This window comes from Siphonobacter sp., assembly GCF_048595215.1.
Lineage (GTDB): Bacteria > Bacteroidota > Bacteroidia > Cytophagales > Spirosomataceae > Siphonobacter.
The window spans coordinates 13,621-38,766 of the sequence record NZ_JBMDWJ010000217.1 but is presented as its reverse complement, the minus strand read 5'-3'; the positions used below and the strand labels follow the sequence as shown (position 1 = coordinate 38,766).

General features: G+C 50.7%; 16 protein-coding genes. All 16 read left to right on the top strand.

Going from position 1 to position 25,146, the window contains the following annotated elements:
• The first annotated feature begins 98 nt into the window (after positions 1-98).
• Entirely contained in the window at positions 99-2,507 is a 2,409-nt protein-coding gene (locus ACOJTG_RS13615; RefSeq protein ID WP_420154322.1) for an ABC transporter permease, read from the top strand.
• Between the two features lie 131 nt (positions 2,508-2,638).
• Positions 2,639-5,056, top strand: coding sequence for an ABC transporter permease (locus ACOJTG_RS13610; protein ID WP_420154321.1), 2,418 nt, complete (start codon positions 2,639-2,641; stop codon positions 5,054-5,056).
• A 72-nt stretch (positions 5,057-5,128) separates the two neighbouring features.
• On the top strand, positions 5,129-7,525 hold the full coding sequence (locus tag ACOJTG_RS13605) for an ABC transporter permease (protein ID WP_420154320.1): 2,397 nt from the start codon (positions 5,129-5,131) through the stop codon (positions 7,523-7,525).
• 24 nt (positions 7,526-7,549) lie between these two features.
• Positions 7,550-9,988: an ABC transporter permease gene (locus ACOJTG_RS13600; RefSeq protein ID WP_420154319.1), complete on the top strand. Its 2,439-nt coding sequence runs from the start codon at positions 7,550-7,552 to the stop codon at positions 9,986-9,988.
• Positions 9,989-10,211: 223 nt separating this feature from the next.
• Positions 10,212-10,508 (top strand): hypothetical protein, encoded by a 297-nt coding sequence (locus tag ACOJTG_RS13595; RefSeq protein WP_420154318.1) that lies wholly within the window; start codon positions 10,212-10,214, stop codon positions 10,506-10,508.
• A 63-nt stretch (positions 10,509-10,571) separates the two neighbouring features.
• On the top strand, positions 10,572-12,962 hold the full coding sequence (locus ACOJTG_RS13590; RefSeq protein WP_420154317.1) for an ABC transporter permease: 2,391 nt from the start codon (positions 10,572-10,574) through the stop codon (positions 12,960-12,962).
• A 121-nt stretch (positions 12,963-13,083) separates the two neighbouring features.
• Entirely contained in the window at positions 13,084-13,656 is a 573-nt protein-coding gene (locus tag ACOJTG_RS13585) for a Crp/Fnr family transcriptional regulator (RefSeq protein WP_420154316.1), read from the top strand.
• Positions 13,657-13,735: 79 nt separating this feature from the next.
• Positions 13,736-14,173 (top strand): carboxymuconolactone decarboxylase family protein, encoded by a 438-nt coding sequence (locus ACOJTG_RS13580; protein ID WP_420154315.1) that lies wholly within the window; start codon positions 13,736-13,738, stop codon positions 14,171-14,173.
• Positions 14,174-14,326: 153 nt separating this feature from the next.
• Entirely contained in the window at positions 14,327-15,184 is an 858-nt protein-coding gene (locus ACOJTG_RS13575; protein ID WP_420154314.1) for a dienelactone hydrolase family protein, read from the top strand.
• Between the two features lie 55 nt (positions 15,185-15,239).
• Entirely contained in the window at positions 15,240-15,821 is a 582-nt protein-coding gene (locus tag ACOJTG_RS13570; protein WP_420154313.1) for a peptidylprolyl isomerase, read from the top strand.
• Between the two features lie 65 nt (positions 15,822-15,886).
• Positions 15,887-17,425 (top strand): sulfatase, encoded by a 1,539-nt coding sequence (locus ACOJTG_RS13565; RefSeq protein ID WP_420154312.1) that lies wholly within the window; start codon positions 15,887-15,889, stop codon positions 17,423-17,425.
• Between the two features lie 60 nt (positions 17,426-17,485).
• The gene (locus ACOJTG_RS13560) at positions 17,486-18,529 is read left to right on the top strand and encodes a formylglycine-generating enzyme family protein (RefSeq protein ID WP_420154311.1); all 1,044 of its coding nucleotides are present in this window, start codon (positions 17,486-17,488) and stop codon (positions 18,527-18,529) included.
• Between the two features lie 32 nt (positions 18,530-18,561).
• On the top strand, positions 18,562-19,440 hold the full coding sequence (locus ACOJTG_RS13555; RefSeq protein ID WP_420154310.1) for a glycosyltransferase: 879 nt from the start codon (positions 18,562-18,564) through the stop codon (positions 19,438-19,440).
• 205 nt (positions 19,441-19,645) lie between these two features.
• Positions 19,646-22,033: an ABC transporter permease gene (locus tag ACOJTG_RS13550; protein ID WP_420154309.1), complete on the top strand. Its 2,388-nt coding sequence runs from the start codon at positions 19,646-19,648 to the stop codon at positions 22,031-22,033.
• Positions 22,034-22,061: 28 nt separating this feature from the next.
• Complete coding sequence (locus ACOJTG_RS13545; RefSeq protein ID WP_420154308.1) at positions 22,062-24,455, top strand: ABC transporter permease; 2,394 nt, start codon at positions 22,062-22,064, stop codon at positions 24,453-24,455.
• A gap of 40 nt (positions 24,456-24,495) precedes the next feature.
• Positions 24,496-25,062, top strand: a complete 567-nt coding sequence (locus ACOJTG_RS13540; protein WP_420154307.1) for a hypothetical protein — start codon at positions 24,496-24,498, stop codon at positions 25,060-25,062.
• Positions 25,063-25,146: the final 84 nt, after the last annotated feature.

The following is a 25,146-nucleotide window of genomic DNA, read 5'->3' as shown; positions in this document are numbered from 1 at the left end:
ACTGCGTTAAAAGTCAACGCTGATAAACACCTTCTTTAACCCAAAACAAACAACCATCAACGAACAACAAACAATCAAAGCCTAACACCCCAGCAGCCATGTTACAGAACTATCTCAAAATCGCCTGGCGAAGTTTATGGAAGAACCGGCTGTTTTCCATGGTCAATCTCGTGGGGCTGGCTCTGGGGCTTACGGCTTCGCTGCTCATTCTGGAATACGTCAGTTTCGAGAAAAGCTTTAATACCTTTCATCCGCAACTGCCCAGCCTGTACCGAATCCTGATGAAGGATCAGGCGGGTACTACCCAGGGAAGTTCGGCTCCGGGCATTATTCTCCGGGCCGATTTCCCCGAAATCAAAGGCTACTGCCGCTTAGCCGAGGGCATTTCAAACGGTATCATCACCGTTGCGAACCAGACCTTTCGGGAGGAACATTCGGCTTATGCGGATGCTTCTTTATTCGAACTTTTTCAGTTTCCGCTGCTATCAGGTTCCGCTCAGGAGCTTAAGAAGCCTCTCACTGTAGCCCTGTCCGCCCATCAGGCCCGTACACTCTTTGGCAGTACTGACGTCGTGGGTAAAAGCCTGTCACTGGCCAATCAGTTCGGAAAGCTGGAGTACGCCGTAGCGGCTGTGTACGAAAACATGCCCGAAAACTCGGATCTACAGGTGGACCTGGTTCTTTCCCTGGCGACTTTACAAAACCCGGCCATTGTGGCGTCCAATAGCTGGGTCGACCCGACGGGCGTGGGGGCACAGTTTCTGACAACCTACGTGCGACTCGCTCCGCAAAGTTCTGTCAGCCACGTGGAAGCCAAATTTAATGCCCTGCTCAAGACCCTACCCACCGGAACCACGGACGAAATCCGATTACAGGCGGTTTCGTTTCAGCACCTCGGCTCTTCCCTCAACGACTCCTACCTCACCTACGGCAACCTGGGATTCGTGTATATCATGACCGGCATTGCCTTACTGATTTTACTGATTGCCTGGTTCAACTACGTCAACTTAAGTACGGCGTTGTCCACCAAACGCTCGAAAGAAGTGGGCGTTCGGAAAGTCATTGGTGCTCACCGCAGTCAGTTGATCACTCAGTTTTTGGGCGAATCCATGATCCTGAATCTGACCGCCTTTCTACTGGCTCTGGTTCTGGTGGATCTGCTTCAGCTTCCCTTTAATCTGCTGATCAGGAAAAATCTTTCGTTATCCATCCTGTTCCACTCTTCGTTTGGACTGTATGGTCTTCTGTTCTTCATCGCCGGAAGTGTGCTTTCAGGAGCGTATACGGCCTTCATTCTGAGTGGTATTAATCCCATACTGAGTTTAAAGGGTGGATTTCTGAAATCGGGACGGGCCTGGCTACGGCAATCGCTTGTCGTCTTTCAGTTCAGCATTTCCATTGCCCTGATTGCCGCTACGTTCATCGTCTACCATCAGTTGCACTACATGCAGCGTAAAAATCTGGGTATGAACCTCCAGCAATTGCTGGTGATGCAGGGACCGGAAGTAGGGCGGGAAGACAGTCTGTTTCAGGACCGGGCCGTAGGCTTTCGGAACGCCGTCAGTCAGTTGGCTTTCGTATCGTCCTTCAGCAATACGGGAAATGTTCCGGGCAATGGCTTTAACTTCTCGACGGAAAATGTCTTACGAACCGACCAGACTGCCGCTGAGGCCCATACCAGTTACAAAGTCTTAATCTGCGATGACCAGTATTTTAAAACCTACGACATTGCTTTAGCCACCGGCCGTGCGTTTACGAAGGGGGAAACCGAAAAATCCTGGAAAAACGTAGCTCAGGTGGTACTGAATGAAGCCGCCGTTGCCCGCTTGTCCGCTACGCCGACGAGTATCCTTGGGAAAACCATCAGCTTCAATGGACAATCCGTGGAAGTGATTGGGGTCGTTAAAAATTACCACCATTTGGGTTTGAAGGAAGTCATTCAACCCATCGTTTTCTGGCCGCAGCAAAATACGACCTACTTCACGGCTCAGATTTCCACGGATCAGCTACCGAAACACCTGAGTCAGATTCAAACCCTGTACGAACGATTTTTCCCGGGCAATCCCTTTTCATTTCATTTCGCTGACGAACAGTTTAACTACCAATACCAGACGGAGCAACAGTACAGCGAATTGTTTACGTTGGCGGCTGGACTATCCATCTTCATCGCCTGCCTGGGTCTACTCGGACTGGCCGCTTTTAGTGCCGAACAGCGAACCAAGGAAATTGGTATCCGGAAAGTGCTTGGAGCGAGCGTGGTTCAACTATCCGCCATGCTTTCCAAAGATTTTGTCCGCCTGGTCCTAATTGCTCTCCTCTTCGCGGTTCCGCTGGTCTGGTTGACTATGGAACGCTGGCTGGAACAGTTTGCCTATCACGTCTCGGTGCAGTGGTGGATCTTCGCCGGAGCCGGACTCCTGACCCTGACAATCGCTTTACTCACGGTTGGTTATCAGTCCATTCGAACGGCGTTGATCAATCCGGTAAAGAGTTTAAAGAGTGAATAATTGGTAGTTGTTGGTTACTGGTTAAGGGTTGCTTATTGTAAAAATGAAACAACAGCTATTCAAAAGTCTCAATTCCTAACAACCAACAACGAAAAACTAACAACAACCAGCGATCAACCATCAACCACTTTATGTTATCTAATTATCTAAAAATCGCTTTTCGAAACCTCTGGCGAAATAAAACCTACTCGTCCATCAACCTGTTTGGGCTGGCCTTTGGTATCGCGACGTGCTTACTGATTACCTTTTATGTGATCGATGAGCTGAGTTACGATCGCTTTCTGGGCCATGCGGATCGGGTCTATCGCATCAATACCGACATCAATTTCGGTGGTTCCGAATCCCGTACGGCGGCTACTGCGGCTCCCATGGGACCTGCCCTGGCCCAGGCCTATCCAGACATTGAAGCGGCGGCCCGCATCCGCGACCAGTCTCCGGGTATGATTCGAAAAGGGACGGAGAAAATTCAGGAACGATCCGTCTACGCCGATTCAACGCTCTTCGACGTACTGGGCCTGACCGTCCTTGCGGGCAACTCCAAAACCGCTCTCAATCAGCCCCATACGGTAGTAATTACCCGCCGCATGGCCCTGAAGTATTTCGATACCCCGGAAGCCGTTGGTAAAACATTAATACTGAACGAAAACATTCCGTATAAAGTCACGGGCGTGATCGAAGACCTGCCCCGTACTTCTCACCTTAATGCGGATCTGTATTTCAGTATGCTGGATCACGCTGACAGCAAGGAAAATAGCTGGCTAAGCCACAACTACAGTACGTATATTTTATTGAAGCCCGGCGTACCCACCCAGCGGGTCGAAGGTCAAATTCGGCAACTATTTTTGAAGCACGGCGGTCCGATGATTCAGCAGTGGCTGGGTAAAAACGTAGCCGAGCTGGAAGCAGGTGGCAGCTACGTCCGCTATTCACTCCTACCCGTTCCGGACATTCATTTACATTCCAATCGCGTGGATGAAATGAATCCCTCGGGTAACATTCAGTACGTTTACATCTTTTCGGCCATTGCCATTTTCATACTTTTCATTGCCTGCATCAACTTCATGAACCTCGCGACGGCCCGTTCGGCTCACCGGGCCAAGGAAGTAGGCGTACGAAAGGTACTCGGTTCGGCGAGTGCCCACCTGATCGGACAGTTTCTGACGGAATCCATTCTGCTCAGTTTCATGGCCTGTAGCATTTCCTTACTTCTGGTAGAACTGGCCTTGCCCGCTTTTAACCAATTGGCCGACAAACAGCTTTCGCTTAATTTCATTCGTGACTGGTACCTCCTGCCCTTCCTGCTGACCTTTGCTCTGTTCGTAGGCGTACTGGCGGGCAGCTACCCGGCCTTTTATCTGTCTTCTTTCGAACCGGCTAAAGTACTGAAAGGCAAGCTAACCGCCGGGATGCGAAGCGGCTGGCTGCGGAGTTCGCTGGTCGTCTTCCAGTTTTTCGCCTCGGTATTTCTGATCATCTGTACCCTGGCGATTCATCGGCAACTCAATTTCATTCAGCAGAAACAGGTGGGTTTTGATCGCGAGCAAGTCCTCATGCTTGATGGCGTCTATGGCCCCCAGGTACAGGCCTTGAAAAACGAAATTTTACGCATCCCCGGCGTACAAAGCGGAACGGTTACGGGCTACCTGCCGACCCCTTCGTGGCGGGGAAACGATTCGTTTTTTCCGGAAGGCGAAATAACCCCGGAACGGGCCGTACAGATGCAGACGTGGTACGTAGATCCGGACTACATGAAAACGATGGGCTTACAGTTGCTGGCCGGACGGAATTTCTCCGATCAGATGGCGACGGATTCATCGGCGGTTATTCTCAATGAAACCGCGGCGAAACTCTTCGGCTACACAAGTGCGACCGGACGAAAAATTGCAGAACTTGACGATCCACAAACGGGCCGAACCCGGCAATTAAACGTCATCGGCGTCGTAAAAAATTTCAACTATGAGTCCCTCCGGGAGAACGTTGGAGCTTTATGTCTCCTACTCAACGCCAAGCCAGCGGGCTATGCCTCTTTTCGACTGAAGACTCAGCAACTGCCCGAAACCGTAGCCAAAATTGAACAAACCTGGCAACGCGTACTGCCGGGGCAACCCTTCCGGGCTCAGTTTATGGACGAAGCCTTCGACAGTATCTACCGTAGCGAGCAACGCGTCGGCAAAGTCTTCCTGTCATTTGCGATTACGGCCATTGTCATTGCCTGCCTGGGGTTGTTTGGACTAGCGGCCTATTCGGCTGAACAGCGTACCAAAGAAATCGGGGTACGGAAGGTACTGGGAGCCACCGAACTGCAACTCGTCGCTTTGCTCTCCAGTGATTTCGTGCGGCTCATCGGAATCGCCTTCCTCATCGCCGTTCCCATTGCTTGGTACGTCATGAACCAATGGCTCGAAGGCTTTGCCTATCGCAGCTCGCTGAGTATCTGGATTTTCATCGGGTCGGGAGCCGCTTCGCTGTGCATTGCCCTGCTGACGATTAGTAGTCAGGCGATTCGGGCAGCGGCCATGAACCCCGTCAAGAGTTTAAAATCGGAGTAGTTTTTTCGCCTACGGCTGATGCTCAGCCGTAGGGTTTTCCCGTATTGATTCATTCCCTTTCTTTCAACGTTTATGTTTCAGAACTATCTCAAACTCGCCCTCCGTAATCTCTGGAAGAGTCGCCTCTTTACGGGCCTCAACATGCTGGGCCTTTCGCTGGGTCTGACGGTTTCGTTACTGCTATTCTTGTACATCAAGGATGAGTTAGCCTTTGATCGGTACCATCGGCAGGCCGAGCAGATTTACCGGGTGAATCTGGCGGTATCGTTTGACGGTAAAGAAGAGAAATGGGCGACGGCTCCGAACATCGTTGGCCCGATCATGCAGGAGAAAATCCCCGGTGTGAAGCAGCAGGTTCGGTTTCTGAAACACAACTTCGGAGAATCGGCTTTCATTACGACGGGCGAAAAGAAATTCGTTGAAAAAAGTCTGTACTGGGCGGATTCCACGCTTTTTCAGGTATTTGATATTCCACTCGTACAGGGAAATCCCCAAACGGCACTTGAAAAACCGAATCAGGTACTGATCAGTCAGCGTACGGCCGAACGCTATTTCGGTAGCGAAAATCCACTCGGCAAAGACCTCAAAGTCGATAACCGAACGACGCTGGAGGTAACGGGCGTCTACGCAGATTTTCCCGATCACTCTTCGTTCGATGCCAACCTGATTGGTTCATTCGCTACGGAAACCTGGGCGTATAAAAACCTTTCCTGGAGCAATGCCAGTTTTGAAACCTACGTCCTGTTAAACCCTCAGACCCAGCCTACTTCGGTGGAGCGGCAGTTGGACAAGCTGATTAAACAGAATGTTCCCGAAGAGAACCGTTACTATACCGCGTACCTGCAGCCCTTAACGGACCTTCATTTACATTCCGAAGACGTTGCCCACGTGTACACCCAAAAAATCGGTGACCCGCAACAGGTACGGATTCTGGTGGTACTGGCCATTGTGGTACTGGTCATTGCCTGTATCAATTACATGAACCTGAGCACGGCTCGCTCGCAGCAACGTTTTCGGGAGGTGGGCATTAATAAAGCCCTGGGAGCTTCCCGCAGTTTAGTTGCCCGTCGGTTCTATATCGAAACAGCAATTCTGGTGTTGCTATCCATTCTGCTGAGTATCGCTCTACTGGAAGCTTTTTTACCCGTATTTAATCGTCTCGCTTCGCGGAACCTTACAGCCAATGCGGTTCTGTCGCCCGAAGTCATTGTCGGATTAGTACTGACGGGAACCCTCGTGACGCTGATTGCTGGTTCGTACCCGGCGTTGTACCTGTCGTCCTATTCCCCTAAAAATCTGTTACAAACCAATTTCCGGGCCAATACCGGAGCTGGCTTGTTCCGCCGTAGTCTGGTCGTCATCCAGTTTACGGCTTCCATTGTACTCGTCATCAGTAGTATCATTTTCTACCAGCAGCTTCGGTTTGTACAACATCAGAAGCTGGGGTATCAGCCCGAACAGGTGGTAGCGATTACTACCGTTGCGGCGGAGTCCAAAACGCAAATTGACGGACTGATCAACCGCGTCCGCTCCCTCCCCGACGTGGTGGAAGTATCCCGGGCCCAGACATTTCCGGCCAGTGGCGGCAGTGGTCGTTCGCTACGAAAGAATCTACAGTCATCGGAAGAATTCAAAATGACGACCAATCGTGCAACGCCGGATTTTGTACAGGTACTGGGACTGAAACTGATTGCCGGAAAAACCCTTCCCTCGATTCCTAAAGATGCCAAAGACACGACGGTTCAGGTCGTATTGAACCGCAAGGCAGTAGCTTTTCTCGGTTACACGCCGGAAAACGCCATCGGCCGGAAAGCGTACGGACTTTTCGGTGATAACAATACGGAGATCGTGGGCGTAGTCGAGGACTTTCATTTTGAAAATTTCCATCAACCCATCGGGGGTTATGCTTTTCATAACGCCAATACCGAATCGTACCGTTACCTGCTGGTGAAACTCCGCACGCAGCGGCTTACACAGGCTATGTCGCAGCTGGAAAACGTGTTTTCGGAGAGCCTGCCACAGTCGGCTTTTGACTACACCTTTCTGGATCAATACCTGAATAACCTCTACCAGACTGAACAGCGAACGGCTCAGGTCGTACTGGTTTTCTCCATCCTGACCATCCTCATCGCCTGCCTCGGCCTGTTCGGATTGGCGGCGTATGCGGCGGAACAACGGACCAAAGAAATTGGCGTTCGCAAAGTACTGGGAGCCAATGAATTTCAACTGGTCACCCTGTTATCCAGCGACTTCCTGAAACTCGTAGGTCTTGCCTTCCTGATTGCCTCGCCCCTGGCCTGGTGGATGATGAATGAATGGCTGACCAGCTTTGCCTATCGCATCCAGATTAGCGGCTGGGTATTCGTGGTTGCCGGGTTACTGGCCTTGCTGATTGCTCTCCTGACGGTCAGTAGTCAGGCCCTGCGTGCAGCGTTGATGAATCCCGTTCGAAGTCTGAAAAGTGAATAAATTTTTCCCGTAAATCCTGAATCGATGCTCCGCAATTACATCCAAATCGCCCTACGGAACTTATGGAAAAACAAGTCTTTTTCCCTGATCAACATCGTTGGTCTGGCCGTAGGTATGGCTTGCTGTATGCTCATTTTACTGTACGTGCAGCAGCAATTGAGTTATGACCGCCATCACGAACGGGCGGGTGATTTATACCGTCTGGTAACGGAATTTGTCACCGAGAACAAAACCGAACGGGCCCCCACGAGTGCGGCTCCCGTAGCAGCGGCTCTCAAGAACGAGTTTCCGGAAGTCGAAGAAGTCACCCGCGTATTCATTCCTTTTTCGGAAGATAAAGCCATTCTCAGACGGATGGAGGGCGGTCGTTCCGTCCAGACTTTTTACGAAAGCAAGGGAGCGTACGCCGATCCTACGTTTTTTAAACTGTTCACGTATTCATTCCTGGAAGGCAACGCTCAGCGAGCGTTGGATCAACCCAATACGGTTGTGCTGTCCAAAGAGGTTGCTCAAAAATTATTTGGTAATGCTCCGGCTCTGAACCGCGTCATCCGGATTAGCAATAGTAACGGCGACCTGGACTTTAAGGTAACGGGCGTATTTGAATCCAAAGGCTCTTCGCACCTGGATACACACTACCTCATGTCGCTGCAAACGGGCGAGCTGGGAGCCTTTGTACGAAGCATCCAGAATTTCGCCGTGAACAACATGTTCTTTACCTACATCAAGCTTCGGCCCGGTAGCGATGCCAAGGCTCTGGAAGCCAAGTTTCCGGCCTTCATTCAAAAGTACATGGGCGAAGACTTGAAGAAGGTCGCCTTTCGCAAAAATCAGTACCTGGAATCGGTGCCTCGCATTCATCTGCATACGGAATCCGAAGGCATGTTCAATAAAAAAGGAAACAGTCAGCTGGTGTACATTCTGGCTACGGTAGCCCTTTTTACGCTACTGATTGCGTGTATCAACTTCATGAACCTGAGTACGGCCCGTTCGGGCAAGCGGGCAGCGGAAGTGGGCGTACGTAAAGTCATGGGTGCTGAAAAGCAAACGCTCGTCGGTCAGTTTCTGGGTGAGTCGATGCTGATTAGTCTGCTTTCACTTACCATTGCCATTCTGCTGGTGGAACTCAGTCTGCCGGTATTTAATCAGGTTGCCGGTACGGATTTGCACGTATCCCTGACGAAAGATTACGACAAGCTCCTGCTATTTGTGGGACTGGCTTTACTAACGGGCCTGGTAGCGGGCAGTTATCCGGCCTTTTATCTGTCTTCTTTCAATCCCGCCCAGGTCTTGAAGGGCAAAGCCAGTAACAGTCTGGCCGTTACGCAATTGCGTAAAGGGCTGGTTGTCTTTCAGTTTGGCCTATCGATTATGCTGATTCTGGGTTCGCTGGTGATCTGGCAGCAGATGCGTTTTCTTCAGGAAAAAGACCTCGGCTTTGTAAAAGATCAGCAGCTAGTGATTCCCCTGCGTACCTCCCAGGCCAAAGACAATTACCAGACATTCAAACAAGCCATTGAAAAAAATGCGGAGGTGGTTTCATCCGCCGCGGCTACGAGTTATCCGGGCGTCTTTGTAGCGGGCGATCAGAATTTCATACGGTTGGGTCAAAGCGTCGAGCAAGGCATAAACGTAAAGATGAATCACGTTAACTACGATTTTCTGGAAACCATGGGCTTCCATTTGCTCAGTGGACGCTTTTTCTCGACCAAATTTCCGGCGGATACCGCCCATCGAATCATCCTCAACGAAACAGCCGTTGCCCGTTTAGGCTATACGCCTCAGAATATAGTCGGCCAACAGATACGCTGGAAAAGCCCGGATGAACACCTCGATTATCAGGTGGTCGGTGTTGTCCGGGATTTCAATTTCATGGGTCTGCAACAGCCCATCAACAGCTTTGGATTCACACTGGCTCCCTGGGGCCTTAATTACATGGTCATCCGAACCAATACGCCCCAGGTGAAACGGCTACTGGCTTCGCTGGAAAGTACCTGGAAAAGTCTGAACGCGGATGAGCCTTTTGAGTATAGCTTCCTCGATCAGGATTTTCAGCGGAATTACGAAGCCGAGCAAACCATGGGAACCATGATTGGCTACTTTACAGCGATAGCCATTCTGATTGCCTGTCTGGGTTTATACGGACTGGCGGCCTTTACAGCGGAGCAGCGGATCAAAGAAATTGGGGTTCGGAAAGTACTGGGAGCCAGTGTCGGTCACATCGTAGGTCTGCTTTCGAAAGACTTCATGACACTCGTCCTGATTGCCTATGTGCTGGCCGTACCCATCTCCTGGTACCTGATGAACGAATGGTTACAGGCCTTTGCGTTCCGCATTAACCTGAGTTGGTGGCTTTTTGCCGGAGCGGGAGGTATTGCGTTTCTGATTGCTCTGGCCACGGTCAGTAGCCAGACGATTCGGGCGGCAATGGTGAATCCGGTAAAGAGTCTGAAGAGCGAATAACCTGCTTGTCACCGGCGAAACGCTCCTTGTAACCAACGGGTTTATCAAAAGCTCAGCCGCCTCTACTCCATGTCCGAAACTGTACATCGACCGTTCAGTTTCGGACATTTATCTTTTATTATTGTATTGATTATCAGTTCATTATCAATATCATCCTTCAACTGGCATACTTTTAAAACACAGCCCTTTACCTGATCGTATAACTTCTTAACCAGCCGCACGTATGTCCTATATTGCAATACCTCTGCCTTCGTTGCCCGGGAAACAGGAAATTGAAATTTCGGTAAGCATCAACGGTCAAAAACAGGACTTGCATTACCGGGTCGAGCTGTTTCGCTGGGACGACTGCTCGACGCCCTCGTTCAATCGCGTGGAATGCCTGCGGGAAATGCTGACGACTTACGATCAGGAATGGTCGCTGTACTACATCGGGGCTCCGACGGATGATTTTGTACCCATCACGTTCGTCAAGAAAGATGGTTTGATGAAGATGCGAACCGTGGAAATTATAGAGAGCTAACCCTCCTTCTGCCACTAGAAGACCCCATAAGACGCGATTTTCGTGTCACTACCGATTACACGTATGCTACGGAACTACTTTAAAATCGCTTTTCGAAGCCTGCTCAAAAACCGCCTGTTCACGTTTGTCAACTTGTCGGGACTATCCGTAGGCATTGTAGCCTGTTTGCTGATCAGCCTGTACGTGCTGCACGAACTGAGTTACGATACCTTCCACGAAAAAGGCGATCGGATTTATCGCGTGGTTACGGATATTAAAACCCCCACGGAAACGATTCATCCGGACATTACCTCCGGCCCAATGGCTCCGGCTCTCAAACAGAATTTTCCCGAAGTAGAGGCCTATACGCGGCTCTGGGCACGAACGGCGGTATTCGCCCGTGATGACCAGAAGTTTCAGGAAAACCGGATCTACATGGCCGATTCCACGCTGTTCGATGTATTTACGTTTCCCTTGCTACAAGGGGATGCCCGAACGGCTCTGAAGGCTCCGTTTAGTGCCGTACTCACACAGAAAACCGCGAAAAAATACTTCGGGGACGAAAATCCGATGGGACAGACTCTACGGATGGAAGGCAAGTTTCCAGTAAAAGTAACGGGTATACTGAAGGACGTTCCCGAAACCAGCCATATTCCCTTTGATATGCTGATTTCGATGTCTACGCTGACGCGGGAGTTACAGCCCAACATGGACCAGCAATGGAGCAACTTTGCGTTTTATTCGTATCTCTTACTGAAGAAAAATACGAACGCTCAAGGCCTGGAAGCCAAAATTCCGGCTCTCCTCGACCGACTGGTGGGCAAAGAACTGGCTCAGTTTCAGATGCACTACACGCTTCGTTTGCAGCCCCTCCAAGACATTTATCTGAAGTCTGATCGCGGAGCCCCCGAGCAGGGAAGCCTCAAAAACGTGTACATTTTTTCGGTCATTGCTGCCTTTATTCTGCTGCTGGCCTGTATCAATTTCATCAACCTGACGATTGCCCGGGCTAGTGAACGAGCTAAGGAAGTGGGCGTACGAAAAGTCGTGGGAGCCGAGCGGCAGCAGCTTACTTTTCAGTTTCTGAGCGAATACGTACTGCTTAGTTCGCTGGCTTTTATCATAGCGGTACTACTGAGTGAATTACTCCTGCCCTTGTTCAATGAGTTTTCCGGCAAAACCATTCTTACCTCTACCCTCACCCACCCTACCTTCTGGCTTATTCTGCTGCTGCTGGCCGTTATTGTTGGCCTGCTGGCGGGTCTGTATCCAGCTTTGGTGCTGTCGGGAATGAAGGCGATTACGGTGCTGAAGGGCCGCTTTGCCACGAGTCGTCAGGGACTGATTCTTCGAAAATCATTGGTCGTCTTTCAGTTTGTGATTTCGGTAAGTCTGATCGTGAGTACGCTGGTGGTGTACACCCAGCTCAACTACATGCGTGGCCAGTCGCTGGGCTTTGCTAAAGATCAGATGCTGGTGCTCAACCTCAACGACCCAGGTTACCTGGACCGACACAGCGAGTCCTTGCTACGGCAATTAGGCAACGTTGCCGGGGTTGAATCCGTTACGCAATCCTCATCCGTACCCGGTAGCGGAGCTCAGGGAGCCTATACCAATCTCGAAAATAAGTCGGGCGATATGCAGGCCGCGAACATGGACCTCTATTCCATCGATTATAACTTCCTGAAACAGTATCAAATTCCCTTACTGGCCGGGCGGCTGTTCTCCCGCGATTACGCCACGGATTCCACGGAAGCTTTGATCGTGAATGAAGCTACCGTCAAGAACTTCGGCTACGCTTCGCCCTCGCAGATCATCGGTAAGAAATTTGACCAGTGGGGCCGCAAAGGACGCATCATCGGTGTGGTGAAGAATTTCCATTCGGCTTCTTTACGGGAGGCCATTACGGCGGCTACCTTCCGCATCAATCCCCACGAATGCCAGCAGATTTCCATCAAAGTAAAGGCCACTCAACTGCCTAGTACCCTCACGGCTCTGAAGACCGTCTGGGAGCGGGCGGTACCGGATCGTCCCTTCGATTACTTCTTTATCGATCAGTCGTTCAACGATAAGTACAAAGGCGAAGAGCAGTTTGGCCGCTTGTTTATCTACTTTGCCAGCATTGCCATTTTCATTGCCTGCCTGGGTCTGATTGGCCTTACTTCGTACGCTACCTTTCAGCGAACCAAGGAAATCGGCGTACGCAAAGTACTGGGAGCCAGCTCCTTCCAGATTACGGCCCTGCTTTCGCGGGAATTCATCAAGCTGGTCCTGATCGCCATTCTGATTGCCAGTCCACTGGCCTGGTACGCCATGAGTCGCTGGCTCGAAGATTTCCATTACCGGGCGGCTCTTCCCTGGTGGACGTTCCCAACGGCGGGCATACTGGCACTGGGTATTGCGATTCTGACGGTCAGTTCACTGACGCTGAAAGCCGCGACGGCGAATCCGGTGAAGAGTTTGAAGACGGAGTAGCTGATTATTCCGGTATAGTCACTTAAAAACAACGGAGTCCGTAGCAGATGCTATGGACTCCGTTGTTTTTAACAAAAAATATAATTCGCTTACCTTCGCAACATAGCTGTACCCCTTGCCTATGCACCCTAACTTCATCCAGCACATTCGAAACTACGTAGAGCTTACGGAAGAAGAAGTTCAGCGACTGTTGGCGTACCTGAAACCCATCACTGTAGCCAAAAAAGCTTATTTACTGGAAGAAGGGCAGATCTGCCGGGCTAATTATTTTGTCGAAAAAGGCTGTCTGCGGCTGTTTTACCTTACGGAAAAAGGTACAGAACAGATTACGCAGTTTGCCCTCGAAAACTGGTGGCTGGCCGATTACATGAGTTACGCTACCCAGCATCCCTCGGAATTTTACATTCAGGCCTTGGAGCCTACTGAGGTTTTCGCCATTCCGGCCGAATTTCAGAACCAGTTGTACCACGAATTTCCTCAGCTCGAACGGTATTTCCGACTCATGTTTCAGCGGGCTCTGGCCGCCTCACAACGCCGCCTCAAGTTTCTGTACGATTATTCCAAGGAAGAAAGTTATCGCAACTTCGTAGCCAATTTCCCCGGTTTTACGCAGCGTATTCCGCAGTACATGCTGGCCTCGTACTTAGGTTTAACGCCGGAGTACCTGAGTGAACTCCGAAAAAAACTGGTTTGATTTGCTTTCTTAAACCAGCTTAAGTTTTAGCGAAAACGGACCCGCTAGGTTTGCAGTGTACTTAAAAACACCACAAACCATGGAACAGCGAATCAATATCAGCCAGTCGAATGCCGAAGCCGTCAAAGGATTGCTTGCCCTCGAAAAATTCACCAGCCCTCTGTCCGCTACGCACAAGGAACTCATTAAAATGCGTACGTCGCAACTCAATGGCTGTGCCTTCTGCATCGACATGCACACCAAAGACGCCCGTAAAAACGGCGAAACTGAGCAGCGGATTTATCTGCTGAATGCCTGGAAAGAAACCAATTTATATACCGAGGAGGAACGAGCCATTCTGGCACTTACGGAAGAAGTGACCCTCATTCATCAGGGCGGCGTATCCGATGCCACCTATGCCAAAGCCCACCAACTGTTTGACGACCAATATCTTACGCAACTGATTATAGCCATCGTAGCCATCAATGGCTGGAACCGGATTGCCATTACCACGCAGTTGCAACCGGCTTCGAATTAATGACTAGTTCCCTTTTGTGCTTTTCAGAGACGCGATGCCCTCGCGTCTCTTTGCTTTGTACCATAAAAAACATGGGGTGATCGGCGGAGCGTCTTCAAAAAAATAGCATCTTTCGTAGACACTCGTTTCGCTTCTACTAACGCCCGTTTTACTATGGATCAGCGAATTATTAACCTCTTCGACGAATACACCCACAAACCCCTAACCCGGCAGGATTTTCTGAGCCGACTGGCCAAACTTACCGGTAGTGTGACGGCGGCCATGGCCGTGTTACCCCTGCTGGAAGTCAACTACGCCCACGCCACGACTATTCCCGAAGACGACCCCGATCTGCTCCTCGAAGATGTTTCGTATCCGGGTGAAGGGACGACGATGAAAGGGTATCTGGCCCAACCGAAAGCTCGCGGGAAACGGGGTATTGTCCTGGTCATTCACGAAAACCGGGGCCTCAACCCGCACATTCGCGATGTAACCCGTCGCGTGGCGAAAGCCGGATACGTCGCCCTAGCTCCCGATGCTCTCTCGCCTTTTGGAGGTACGCCCAGCAACGAGGACGAGGCTCGCACGCTCATCGGCAAGCTCGATAAGGAGCAAAATCTCCAGAACTTTCTTAAAAGCTTTGCGTACGCCAAAGGTTTGAAGGCGGCGAATGGCAAAACGGGTTGCGTTGGTTTTTGCTGGGGCGGAGCCTTGGCGAATCAACTCGCCATCCATGACCCCACGCTGGATGCCGCCGTTGCTTTTTACGGTCGCCAACCCGAAGCCGCGGATGTCGCTAACATCAAATCGGCGGTGCAGTTGCATTACGGAGGGCTGGACGAAGGCGTCAACAAGGGCATTCCCGCCTACGAAGAAGCTCTGAAAGCCAACCACATCACCTACGAATTATACGTGTACGAAGGGGCTCAGCACGCCTTTAACAACGACACGGCCCCGACGCGATACAACGAAGCCGCCGCCAAACTGGCCTGGGAGCGTACCCTCACATTTTTTAAGACCCGTTTGGGTTAGGCAGCCTGTAGTCTAAATCAAGCCGCTTTCTCTGACGTCTCATCTCTCTTTTTTCATGAACAAACGCTACTTCCTGCTCCCCCTGTTAGCCATCTTTTTACTCGCCTCCAAGCCCGAAAAAACGTATCCGGTGGGCCAGATTAAAACGCCTCAGGGTGAGATTCTTTTCTGGTTGTACGACGAAACGCCCAACCATAAGGCCAGCTTCATTAAACTGGCCAAACAGGGCTACTGGGATTCGTATACCTTTAACCGGGTCATTCCGAATTTCGTGGCCCAGGGCGGTTGCCCTGATACGCCGGAAGGGTTTGCCGGTTCGCCCTATCTGCTCAGGCCGGAATTTGTCAAGAGCATCCGCCACGTGTATGGAGCTGTAGGTGCGGGTCGTGACAATAATCCGGGTATGCTTTCGGCGGGTTGTCAGTTTTATATTGTACAAAACAAACAGGGACTCGCCCGACTGGACGACAAGTACACCGTATATGGCCAGGTTTTTAAAGGGATGGACGTAGTAGATGCGATTGTAGCCGTCAAACGCGACAGTACCGACACACCCCTAACGCCCATTACACTGGATGTAAATGTGATACAGTTGAGCGGTTCGGAGTTGAAGAAGTTGGGGTATGTGGTAAAATAAATCACCTTTATTACCCTGCAACGCTGGCCTCTAGCCGATTACAGTATTTTTGGATCGATAAACCTATGAAACGCTTTCTCTACCTCGGGGTGGCTCTGCTGACCCTGGGTTCCCTGCGAGCCCAGCAGCCGAATCGACCTAACGTCATTTTCATTTTCTCGGACGATCATGCCTACCAGGCCATCAGTGCCTACGGGAGCAACCTTGCCCAAACGCCCAACATCGACCGGATTGCTAACGAAGGAGCCCTGTTACTCAACAACGTAGTCACCAATTCCATTTGCGGACCGAGCCGGGCTACCTTACTCACGGGCAAGTACAGTCACCTGAACGGATACAAACTCAACGAACGGAAGTTCAACATCAACCAGCCCGTCTTTCCCGAAGAATTACAGAAAAACGGCTACCAAACAGCCTGGATCGGTAAAATGCACCTCGGCAGTTTGCCGCATGGGTTTGATTATCTGGATGTACTGCCCGGTCAGGGACACTATTACAGTCCGGATTTCGTGAACGGGAAGAAAGATACGGTGCGGCACGAAGGCAAGTACGTGAGCAATGTCATTACCGAGCTTTCGCTGGAATGGCTCAACAAACGGGATGCCTCCAAACCCTTTTTTCTGGTTGTGGGACACAAGGCCACGCACCGCGAATGGTTACCCGACATTCAGGATTTGGGAGCGTATGACGACGTGAACTTTCCCCTTCCTGCTTCGTTTTATGATGCCTACGAAGGCCGGGAAGCTGCCGAAAAACAGGACATGACCATCGATAAAACGATGCGTTTGAAGGAAGACCTGAAAGTACACCTGAACTACGACGCCAAGAACCGATTTAACGGCTACAACCGCTTTTCACCCGAGCAGAAAAAGGCTTTCTACGACTATTACGAAAACAAAATCAGCAAAGAATTTGATGAGAAAAAACTGACGGGCAAAGCTCTGGTGGAATGGAAATACCAGCGGTATTTAAAAGATTACCTCGCTACGGCAAAATCCCTGGACCGCAACATCGGCCGATTGCTGGACTACCTGGATCAAAAGGGTCTAGCTAAAAATACCGTGGTGATTTATGCGTCCGATCAGGGCTTTTACATGGGTGAACACGGCTGGTTTGACAAACGATTCATCTACGAAGAATCCCTGAAAACGCCTTTCGTCATTCGGTACCCGGGCGTCATTCAACCGGGCAAAAAAGTACCGCAACTGGTGTCGAATATCGACTGGGCTCCTACCCTGCTTGAGCTGACGGGGACGAAGATTTCTCAAGATATTCAGGGACAATCTTTTCTGCCCCTCCTGAAAGACGAAAAACCAGCCTGGCGGACGGCGGCGTATTACCACTACTACGAATTTCCGGAACCGCACCACGTGTACCCGCACTTTGGCGTACGTACGGAGCGTTATACGCTGGTGCACTTTTACGGCGACATCAATACCTGGGAGCTGTATGATTTACAGAAAGATCCCCAGCAATTAAAAAACCTGTACGGTCAGAAAGGTACCGAGAAAATCACCGCTGATCTGAAAGCCCAACTGAAAGAGCTGATGGTTACCTACAAAGACGACGAAGCCCTGAGCCTGCTGCAACAAACCAATCCGTAACGAACCGGAAGCCCCGCTGACAAGGTATCTTCGCGGGGCTTTCTGATTTTTAGCTTTCGAATGAAGAAATTACTCCTTTGGGCATGGACTGGACTCTTGTTTTCCTGCCAGGAAAAAGCGAAAACGCAGTCCGACATTGCGGTCTGTAAGGTGCCGACGCGGGCGGTGACTCTAGCAGCTCAAACGACGAATACTCCATCAACGGCTGCGGATACGAAGGACATGGTACGGATTCCGGGGGGCGATTTCCAGATGGGCTCCCATGACTTTGAAGACACGAGACCGGTACACCCCGTCCATGTCAATCCCTTTCTGATGGATACGCACGAGGTTACCAATGCCGAATTTGCGGCCTTCGTGAAAGCCACCCGCTATAAAACCATTGCCGAACGTCCGCTCAATCCCGCGGATTATCCGGGTGTTCCGACGGACAAGCTCGTTCCGGGTTCGGCCGTATTTACACCACCAGCCCAGCCCGTTCCACTCGAAAATCCGCTGGCCTGGTGGGCGTACGTAGCCGGTGCCAACTGGCAACACCCAAAAGGTCCGCACTCGAAAGCCGTACCCAACGAACCCGTCGTCCATATCGCCTACGAAGATGCCCTTGCCTACGCTCAGTGGGCGGGCAAACGCCTGCCCACCGAAGCGGAGTGGGAATTTGCTGCTCGCGGCGGACAAACGCAGGCATTGCCTTACTACTGGGGTTCAGAACTCAAACCCGGCGGTCGCTGGGTGGCTAATATTCACCAGGGCCACTTCCCTGATCACAATACGAAAGAAGATGGCTTTGCGGACGTAGCTCCGGTACGCTCGTACCCGGCCAATGCCTACGGTTTGTACGACATGGATGGGAATGTCTGGGAATGGTGTTCCGATTATTACCGTCCGGATTACTACGCATCAAGTCCGAAAGACAATCCGAAAGGGCCTACCGACAGCTACGATCCACAGGAACCGGGAGCCGTTAAACGCGTGCAACGCGGCGGTTCGTTTCTATGCAGCGATCAGTACTGCATTCGATACAAAACGGGCAGTCGGGGGAAGGGCGAAGTGACCAGCGGCAGTAATAACCTGGGTTTTCGTTGCGTGAAGGACGTTCGTTAAGTTTGCAGTACTTTACGTAATCCCGAAACTGCATGCCCCTGGCTACTACGCAGGTTGCCGCCATGGTAACGCTGTACCACTCCGAACCTACGGTGCTGACAAATGTTGATTCGTACCTCAATCAGGTGGGGAAGCTTTACGTCATTGACAATTCCGAACAACCGGACGAACGTCTGCGGGAAGCCTTGCAGCTACGTTCACCTCGTTTGCTGTACCTTGCTCCGCGTGGCAACGAAGGGCTGGGGGTGGCTCTGAACCGAGCCGCCGAACAGGCGTTGGCCGACGGCTACTCGCATCTGCTGATGATGGATGACGACTCCTCCCTTCCCGCCGGAGCCGTCGAGCAGTTGTACCAAACCGCGGTCTCCAGACCGGAAGCGGGTATTATTTCGGCGGCGATGGTGGATCAGTCGGCACTCCAGGCGGATCGATCAACGAAACCTCCTACCATCGATCCGGTCCTGACGGCTATTACGGCGGGTAGTTTGCTGAATCTGGCGGCGTATCAGGTAGCCGGGCCTTTTCAGGAAGATTTATTCATCGACTGGGTGGATCTGGAGTACAGCTTTCGCCTGAAACGACACGGGTTCCCGATTCTGGCTGATGGCCATGTCCGATTGTTGCACCGCATTGGGATTAAGAAAAAAATACGGCTGTTGGGCTTTATTCCCTATCAATGGCGGTCGCACAATCCCGTCCGGCTGTACTACAAATTCCGAAACAGTTTATACCTGCTCCGCCGGGATCAGGATGTCATTCCGGCCCGGTTTAAACGCCGTTTCCACAAGGAACTCCGCCGCAATGTGTATCAGATTTTACTGGCCGAACCCCACAAGGGCCGGTTTTTCTCTCTAATCCGGAAAGCCGTGGCGGATGCCCGGGCCGGAAAGCTCGGCAAGTTGGAGGAGTAGCGTATTTCTGCTGAAAAACACGTAAATCGCACCCATAAAACAGACTTTTCTCGTATTAAAATGAATGTCCGCAAACGAACAAATAGTGTTCATTTGCGGACATTCATTTTACACAAACAGCTGATTATCAGAAGTATTTAAATCAAAAGTTTCGAATGGCATAGCTTTCTACAAAGCACGTTTGCTCCTTTCATTTCGTCTGCCTATGCTTCGTAATTACCTGAAAATCGCCGTTCGTAACCTCTTCAAAAATCCGGGGTACAGCTTCATCAATATCATGGGACTGGCCGTAGGGATGGCCGCCAGCATGCTCATCATGCTCTGGATTCTCGATGAATTTAGTTACGATGCGTTTCACGCGAAGAAAGACCGGATTTACCGGGTTATGCGAAACTTCAAGGAGTCCGAAACCAATACCTGGACTTCGTCTTCGCAGGGGGGATTACTGGGCGATTACCTCCGCAAGAACATTCCGGAGATGAAAAATGTCACCCTCACCGGCTGGGAATCGCCGATGGCACTGGCTTACCAGGACAAGGTGATGAAGAAAACGACGATGACGGTGGAGCCGGATTTTTTCCGCATCTTTTCCTTCGAGCCCGTTAAAGGTTCACTCCAAACGGCTTTTAAAAACCCCAATTCCATTGTACTGACCGAATCAACGGCCAAAGCTCTTTTTGGCGATGAAGATCCGATTAATAAGGTAATCCGTTACTACGGGCAAGTGGACCTGAAAGTAACGGCAGTACTCAAAGATTACCCGAAAAACTCACGATTTGGTTTCGAGGCCTTAATCCCCGTAAAACTCTACGATGCTCTGGGCTGGAATTCGTACGGCTGGAGTAACAACAACTTTCAGTTGTACGTCGAGCTGGACCCGAATGCGAATCTGGAAGCGGTCAATACTAAAATTCGAAACATTTATACCCAACAGGATAAAGGCTCCAGCAACGGCGACATTTTTCTGCACGCCCTGACGCGTTCCCGCCTGCATAGCCGCTTCGAAAACGGCGTATCCGTGGGCGGTCGCATCGAAAACGTGCAGTTGTTTGGAATCATCGCCGGGTTTGTCCTGCTCATTGCCTGTATCAATTTCATGAACCTGAGTACGGCCCGCAGCGAAAAACGGGCCCGCGAAGTAGGTATTCGCAAGACCTCCGGAGCCATGCGAAGCGGCCTGATCGGACAGTTTCTGGGTGAATCGTTGTTACTGGCATTCTTGGGCTTTCTTCTGGCGATTGGTCTGGTGGAGGTAAGTCTTCCCTGGTTTAACGAGCTGGTTGAAAAACAGTTATCCATTGACTTTTTGCACCCCTTCTACTGGCTGGCGGCTCTGTCAATCGTAGCTCTTACGGGCATTCTGGCGGGCAGTTATCCGGCCTTTTACCTATCGTCCTTCAATCCAGTTACGGTACTTAAAGGCACGATGCAAACGGGCCGGGCGGCTTCGCTTCCACGTAAGATACTAGTCATCCTGCAATTTTCTTTCTCCATCGCTCTCATTATCAGCACGATTCTGGTATACCAGCAGATTCAGCACGCCAAAAACCAGCCCCTCGGTTACGATCAGGAAAACCTGATGTACTTCGCTATGGAAGGCGATGCTCCCAATCACTGGCAGGCGTTACGGAGTGAAATCATGGCTTCAGGATTGGCTGAAAACGCTTATGCTTCCAGTTCAGTACCCGCAGCGGAAGGCGGTTCCAACGGCTGGGGCTTCAATTGGCGGGGCCGCAAACCCGAACAGTACAATCAGGTCTTCGAGTTTATGCGGGTCAGTTACGATTTTGTCAAAACAGCGGGAATCCAGGTACTGGCGGGTCGCGATTTCTCACCGGCTTATCCGGGTGATACGTCCCGGGCCGTCATTCTGAACGAATCGGCGGTAAAAGTACTCGGATTCAAGAACCCACTGGGTGAAACCATCACCCGGGGCGAACCAAACGAACCCTACGCTGAAAAATATACGGTCGTGGGCGTTGTCAAAAATTTCGCGTACGGTTCGCCCTACGAAACGATGTCACCCATGATGATCAATGTATCCGTCAAGGGCGGTAACCTGAGTTATATGGTCGTCCGTCTACGCGGGGCTAGTTCCAACGGTATTGAAAAAATCCAGCGTATTTACCAGAAATACGCCCGCAATGTTCCCTTCGACTACCACTTCATTGATTCCGATTTCGAGAAACGCTTTCAGGCCGAACGCCTACTGGGAAGCCTGGCTTTTGTCTTTGGTAGCCTGGCGGTTTTCATCTCTTGTCTGGGCCTGTTCGGACTGGCTTCATTTATGGCGGAGCAGCGTCGTAAGGAAATTGGCGTACGCAAAGTACTGGGAGCTAGCGTACTGAACCTCTGGGGTTTACTTTCCAAAGATTTCGTCGTACTGGTCGTTTTATCCTTCCTCATTGCTTCACCCCTGGCGTACTATTTCATGAGCGACTGGCTCAACAAGTACGCCATCCGCATCGAGATTGGCTGGGTGGTCTTTGCGGTTTCGGGCTGTATCGCATTGGGTATTACACTACTGACGGTTAGTTACCAGGCCATTCGGGCGGCTTCGGCCAATCCGGTTAAAAGTTTAAAAACCGAGTAATCGCGTTTTACCTCAACTTCCTACTTCTATGCTCCGTAACTACATCAAAATTGCCCTGCGAAACCTGCTGCGAAACAAAGGGTTTTCCATCATCAACATTCTGGGTTTGAGCATTGGGCTGGCCTGCTGTATGCTGATTATTCTGTACACCAAAGATGAGGTGAGTTTCGATGCCTTCCAGGCCCGCAAGGATCAGTTGTACCGGGTAACCTGTACCATTCAGGATATGAACGGTGAGAAGCAGAAGCTGGGTATTGCAGCCCTAACCCAGGGACCTTCGTTTAAGGAGGATATTCCGGAGGTACTGGAATTTTCGCGGGTACAGGATCGGAGTATGTTCGTGCGGTCGGGCAGTGAGGTTTTCACTGAAAAAGCCGTTTGGGCCGACAAAAACTTCTTTACGCTGTTCTCTTTTCCACTGGTCGCGGGAAACCCTAAAACGGTACTCTCGGATATTCATTCGCTGGTTTTGACGGAAGAAATGGCCGAGAAATATTTTGGTACTACGCAGGCTCTGGGTAAAAAGCTGGAGTTCGAAATCAATAATAAGTTCGAAACTTTCGTCGTATCGGGTATTGCCAAAAATGCTCCGCAGAACTCGACCATTCAGTTTAAAATGCTCTTGCCCTTTGCGTACCAGGAGCTTCACGAAAAAGACGACAACTGGCTCTGGCTTTCGTTCCCAACCTACCTGCTACTGCATCCTTCGGCTAATCTAGCCACGGTCGAGAAGAAGATGAATCAGGTCTACCTCACCCGTTCAAAGGAGCAACGGGCGGAGGCTAGTAAGCACGGCTTCAAGGACCATTTTAACTGGGGATTACAGCCGTTCCTGCAGATGCACCTGGCCACCGATACCCAGTACACGCCACAGGCTAGTAATCCGATGTATTCGTACATCCTGCTAGGCATTGCTCTCTTTGTATTGCTAATTGCCTGCATCAATTTCGTGAACCTGACCGTGGCTCAATCCTTACGCCGCAGCCGGGAAATCGGTATTCGAAAAGTAGTGGGCGGTCAGCGAAGTCAGTTAATGGGGCAGTTCCTGGGTGAATCGTTCATTCTTTGTTTTCTGGCCTTTACGCTGGCTGTTTTGCTAGCCGAAGCAAGTCTACCGTTCTTCAACGAACTAGCCAATAAGGAATTAAGTCTAACGTATCTGCTGGATTATCAGCTGGTCCTGGGCGTAGTGAGCCTGTTTTTGGTTACGGGTTTTGCGGCAGGCTTCTATCCGGCTTTGGTTTTGTCGGGCTTTGATCCGCTGCAAACGCTGTACAATCGCTTCCGATTTTCGGGTAAAAACTATCTGTCCAAGGGACTCGTCGTCCTGCAGTTTTCACTGGCTACATTTCTGATTATTACGACGCTGTTCATTTATGCCCAGTTTAACTATCTGACAAATAAGGATTTGGGTTACAACGATAAAAACCTAATGTCGGTAACCGTCGGCTGGAATCGTACGGATAGTCCTACCTCCACCCGGCAACAAACCTTTGAACATGAACTAAGTCATGCTCCGGGCGTACAACAGGTAGCACCCGTCATGGATGGCTCCTGGACTACGACTGCAAAAGCCAATGGCGTGGAGCTGGATGTGAAGTACGAGCATGTGGACGAACACTTTTTACCAGCTATGGAGATACCGATGGTTGAGGGTCGAAATTTCTCCGCGGCCTATCCCGCTGATTCTACGCACTCAGTACTTGTCAATGAAGCTTTTGTTCAGAAAGTGGGCTGGAAAGGTTCAGCCATCGGTAAAACAGTCGATTTTTTAAACGGGAATGACACTAAACTGACGATTGTAGGCGTCGTGAAAGACTATCATTTCGCTTCGCTTAAAGCCAAAATTAGTCCGCAATTGTTCAGTTCGAATCCACACCTACCCTTTGGCCGCTTTCTGATTCGGGTACAGCCCGACAAACTTCCCCGGGCCATCCAGTCAATCGAGACTACGTACCGCAAGCTGGTGCCGTACCGTCCTTTTTCGTATGATTTTATCGATGAACTGAATTACAAGAGTTACGAAGCCGAAGCCAAGTGGAAGCAGATTATCACCTTCGGGGCGATACTGACCATTTTTATTTCCTGCATCGGCCTGTTTGGTCTGGCGAGTTTATCCATGCAACAACGGACCAAGGAAATCGGCATTCGGAAAGTACTGGGAGCTTCGGTACTACAACTTTCGAATCTGCTGGCCAAAAACTTCCTGACCCTGGTACTGATTGCTTTTGTGGTAGCCATTCCGGCGGCTTGGTACGTAACCCAACGCTGGCTGGAAAACTTCGCGTACCGCATTGACATTACCTGGCAAACCTTCGCCGTAGCCGCCCTGCTGACGAGTGGCATCGCTCTGGTTACGGTGAGTTTCAATACGATTCGTACGGCCTTGGCTAATCCGATAAAATCTTTAAAATCAGAGTAAATCATTTATCAATGCTGTTTGACCTTTTACAAACACAGCCATGCAAAAAGTTCTGATTCTGGCAGCTATGCTCTTTAGTGTATCTGCCTTAGCCCAGCAATCCATTCATTCATCGATTCACGATGATGGCAAGAAGTTACACATCGACATTCACGGGACGGTGAATGGAAAAGCGTTTGATTTCGAGAATTCGTACGATGTGAGCCAAATGAGCAAAGAGGAGCGAAAAGAGCTGATCAATCACGCGTATCGCTCTGTCGGCCTACAGCCTCCCAAACCACCGACACCTCCCTCGCCTCCGAGTGCACCGTCGGCTCCAAGTGCTCCTTCCTTACCGAATACGCCACCGACCCCACCCAGTCCGGCCTTGACACCTGCTCCGCCTACACCTCCTAGTCCACCGGCTCCCGCAGAATCGCAGTACCGTATTCCTAAAGATGCTTCCCTTACCATTGATGAGACGGATGAAACAATGTCGGTTAAACTTGAACGTACGCATAACGGCAAGCGAAACGTGCTGCAAAAGTCCTATAACATCAAAGGCAAAAGCGAAGCTGAAAAGCGTGAGCTAGTCGAAGCCGCGACGCAGGAGTTTGAAAAACAATAAATTTGAGGGTATGAGTGGCCCCGACCTGCTAACTTGGCAGGCCGGGGTTTTTGTTTTATTGTCCTTGGTTGGCTATTTACCTTT

Excerpts from the sequence above, each read along its gene's own strand:
- ACOJTG_RS13565 (WP_420154312.1), top strand. The coding sequence starts at position 15,887 with ATGAAACGCTTTCTCTACCTCGGGGTGGCTCTGCTGACCCTGGGTTCC.
- ACOJTG_RS13615 (WP_420154322.1), top strand. The coding sequence starts at position 99 with ATGTTACAGAACTATCTCAAAATCGCCTGGCGAAGTTTATGGAAGAAC.
- ACOJTG_RS13560 (WP_420154311.1), top strand. The coding sequence starts at position 17,486 with ATGAAGAAATTACTCCTTTGGGCATGGACTGGACTCTTGTTTTCCTGC.
- ACOJTG_RS13595 (WP_420154318.1), top strand. The coding sequence starts at position 10,212 with ATGTCCTATATTGCAATACCTCTGCCTTCGTTGCCCGGGAAACAGGAA.
- ACOJTG_RS13580 (WP_420154315.1), top strand. The coding sequence starts at position 13,736 with ATGGAACAGCGAATCAATATCAGCCAGTCGAATGCCGAAGCCGTCAAA.
- ACOJTG_RS13540 (WP_420154307.1), top strand. The coding sequence starts at position 24,496 with ATGCAAAAAGTTCTGATTCTGGCAGCTATGCTCTTTAGTGTATCTGCC.
- ACOJTG_RS13585 (WP_420154316.1), top strand. The coding sequence starts at position 13,084 with ATGCACCCTAACTTCATCCAGCACATTCGAAACTACGTAGAGCTTACG.
- ACOJTG_RS13590 (WP_420154317.1), top strand. The coding sequence starts at position 10,572 with ATGCTACGGAACTACTTTAAAATCGCTTTTCGAAGCCTGCTCAAAAAC.
- ACOJTG_RS13610 (WP_420154321.1), top strand. The coding sequence starts at position 2,639 with ATGTTATCTAATTATCTAAAAATCGCTTTTCGAAACCTCTGGCGAAAT.
- ACOJTG_RS13545 (WP_420154308.1), top strand. The coding sequence starts at position 22,062 with ATGCTCCGTAACTACATCAAAATTGCCCTGCGAAACCTGCTGCGAAAC.
- ACOJTG_RS13575 (WP_420154314.1), top strand. The coding sequence starts at position 14,327 with ATGGATCAGCGAATTATTAACCTCTTCGACGAATACACCCACAAACCC.
- ACOJTG_RS13550 (WP_420154309.1), top strand. The coding sequence starts at position 19,646 with ATGCTTCGTAATTACCTGAAAATCGCCGTTCGTAACCTCTTCAAAAAT.
- ACOJTG_RS13605 (WP_420154320.1), top strand. The coding sequence starts at position 5,129 with ATGTTTCAGAACTATCTCAAACTCGCCCTCCGTAATCTCTGGAAGAGT.
- ACOJTG_RS13570 (WP_420154313.1), top strand. The coding sequence starts at position 15,240 with ATGAACAAACGCTACTTCCTGCTCCCCCTGTTAGCCATCTTTTTACTC.
- ACOJTG_RS13600 (WP_420154319.1), top strand. The coding sequence starts at position 7,550 with ATGCTCCGCAATTACATCCAAATCGCCCTACGGAACTTATGGAAAAAC.
- ACOJTG_RS13555 (WP_420154310.1), top strand. The coding sequence starts at position 18,562 with ATGCCCCTGGCTACTACGCAGGTTGCCGCCATGGTAACGCTGTACCAC.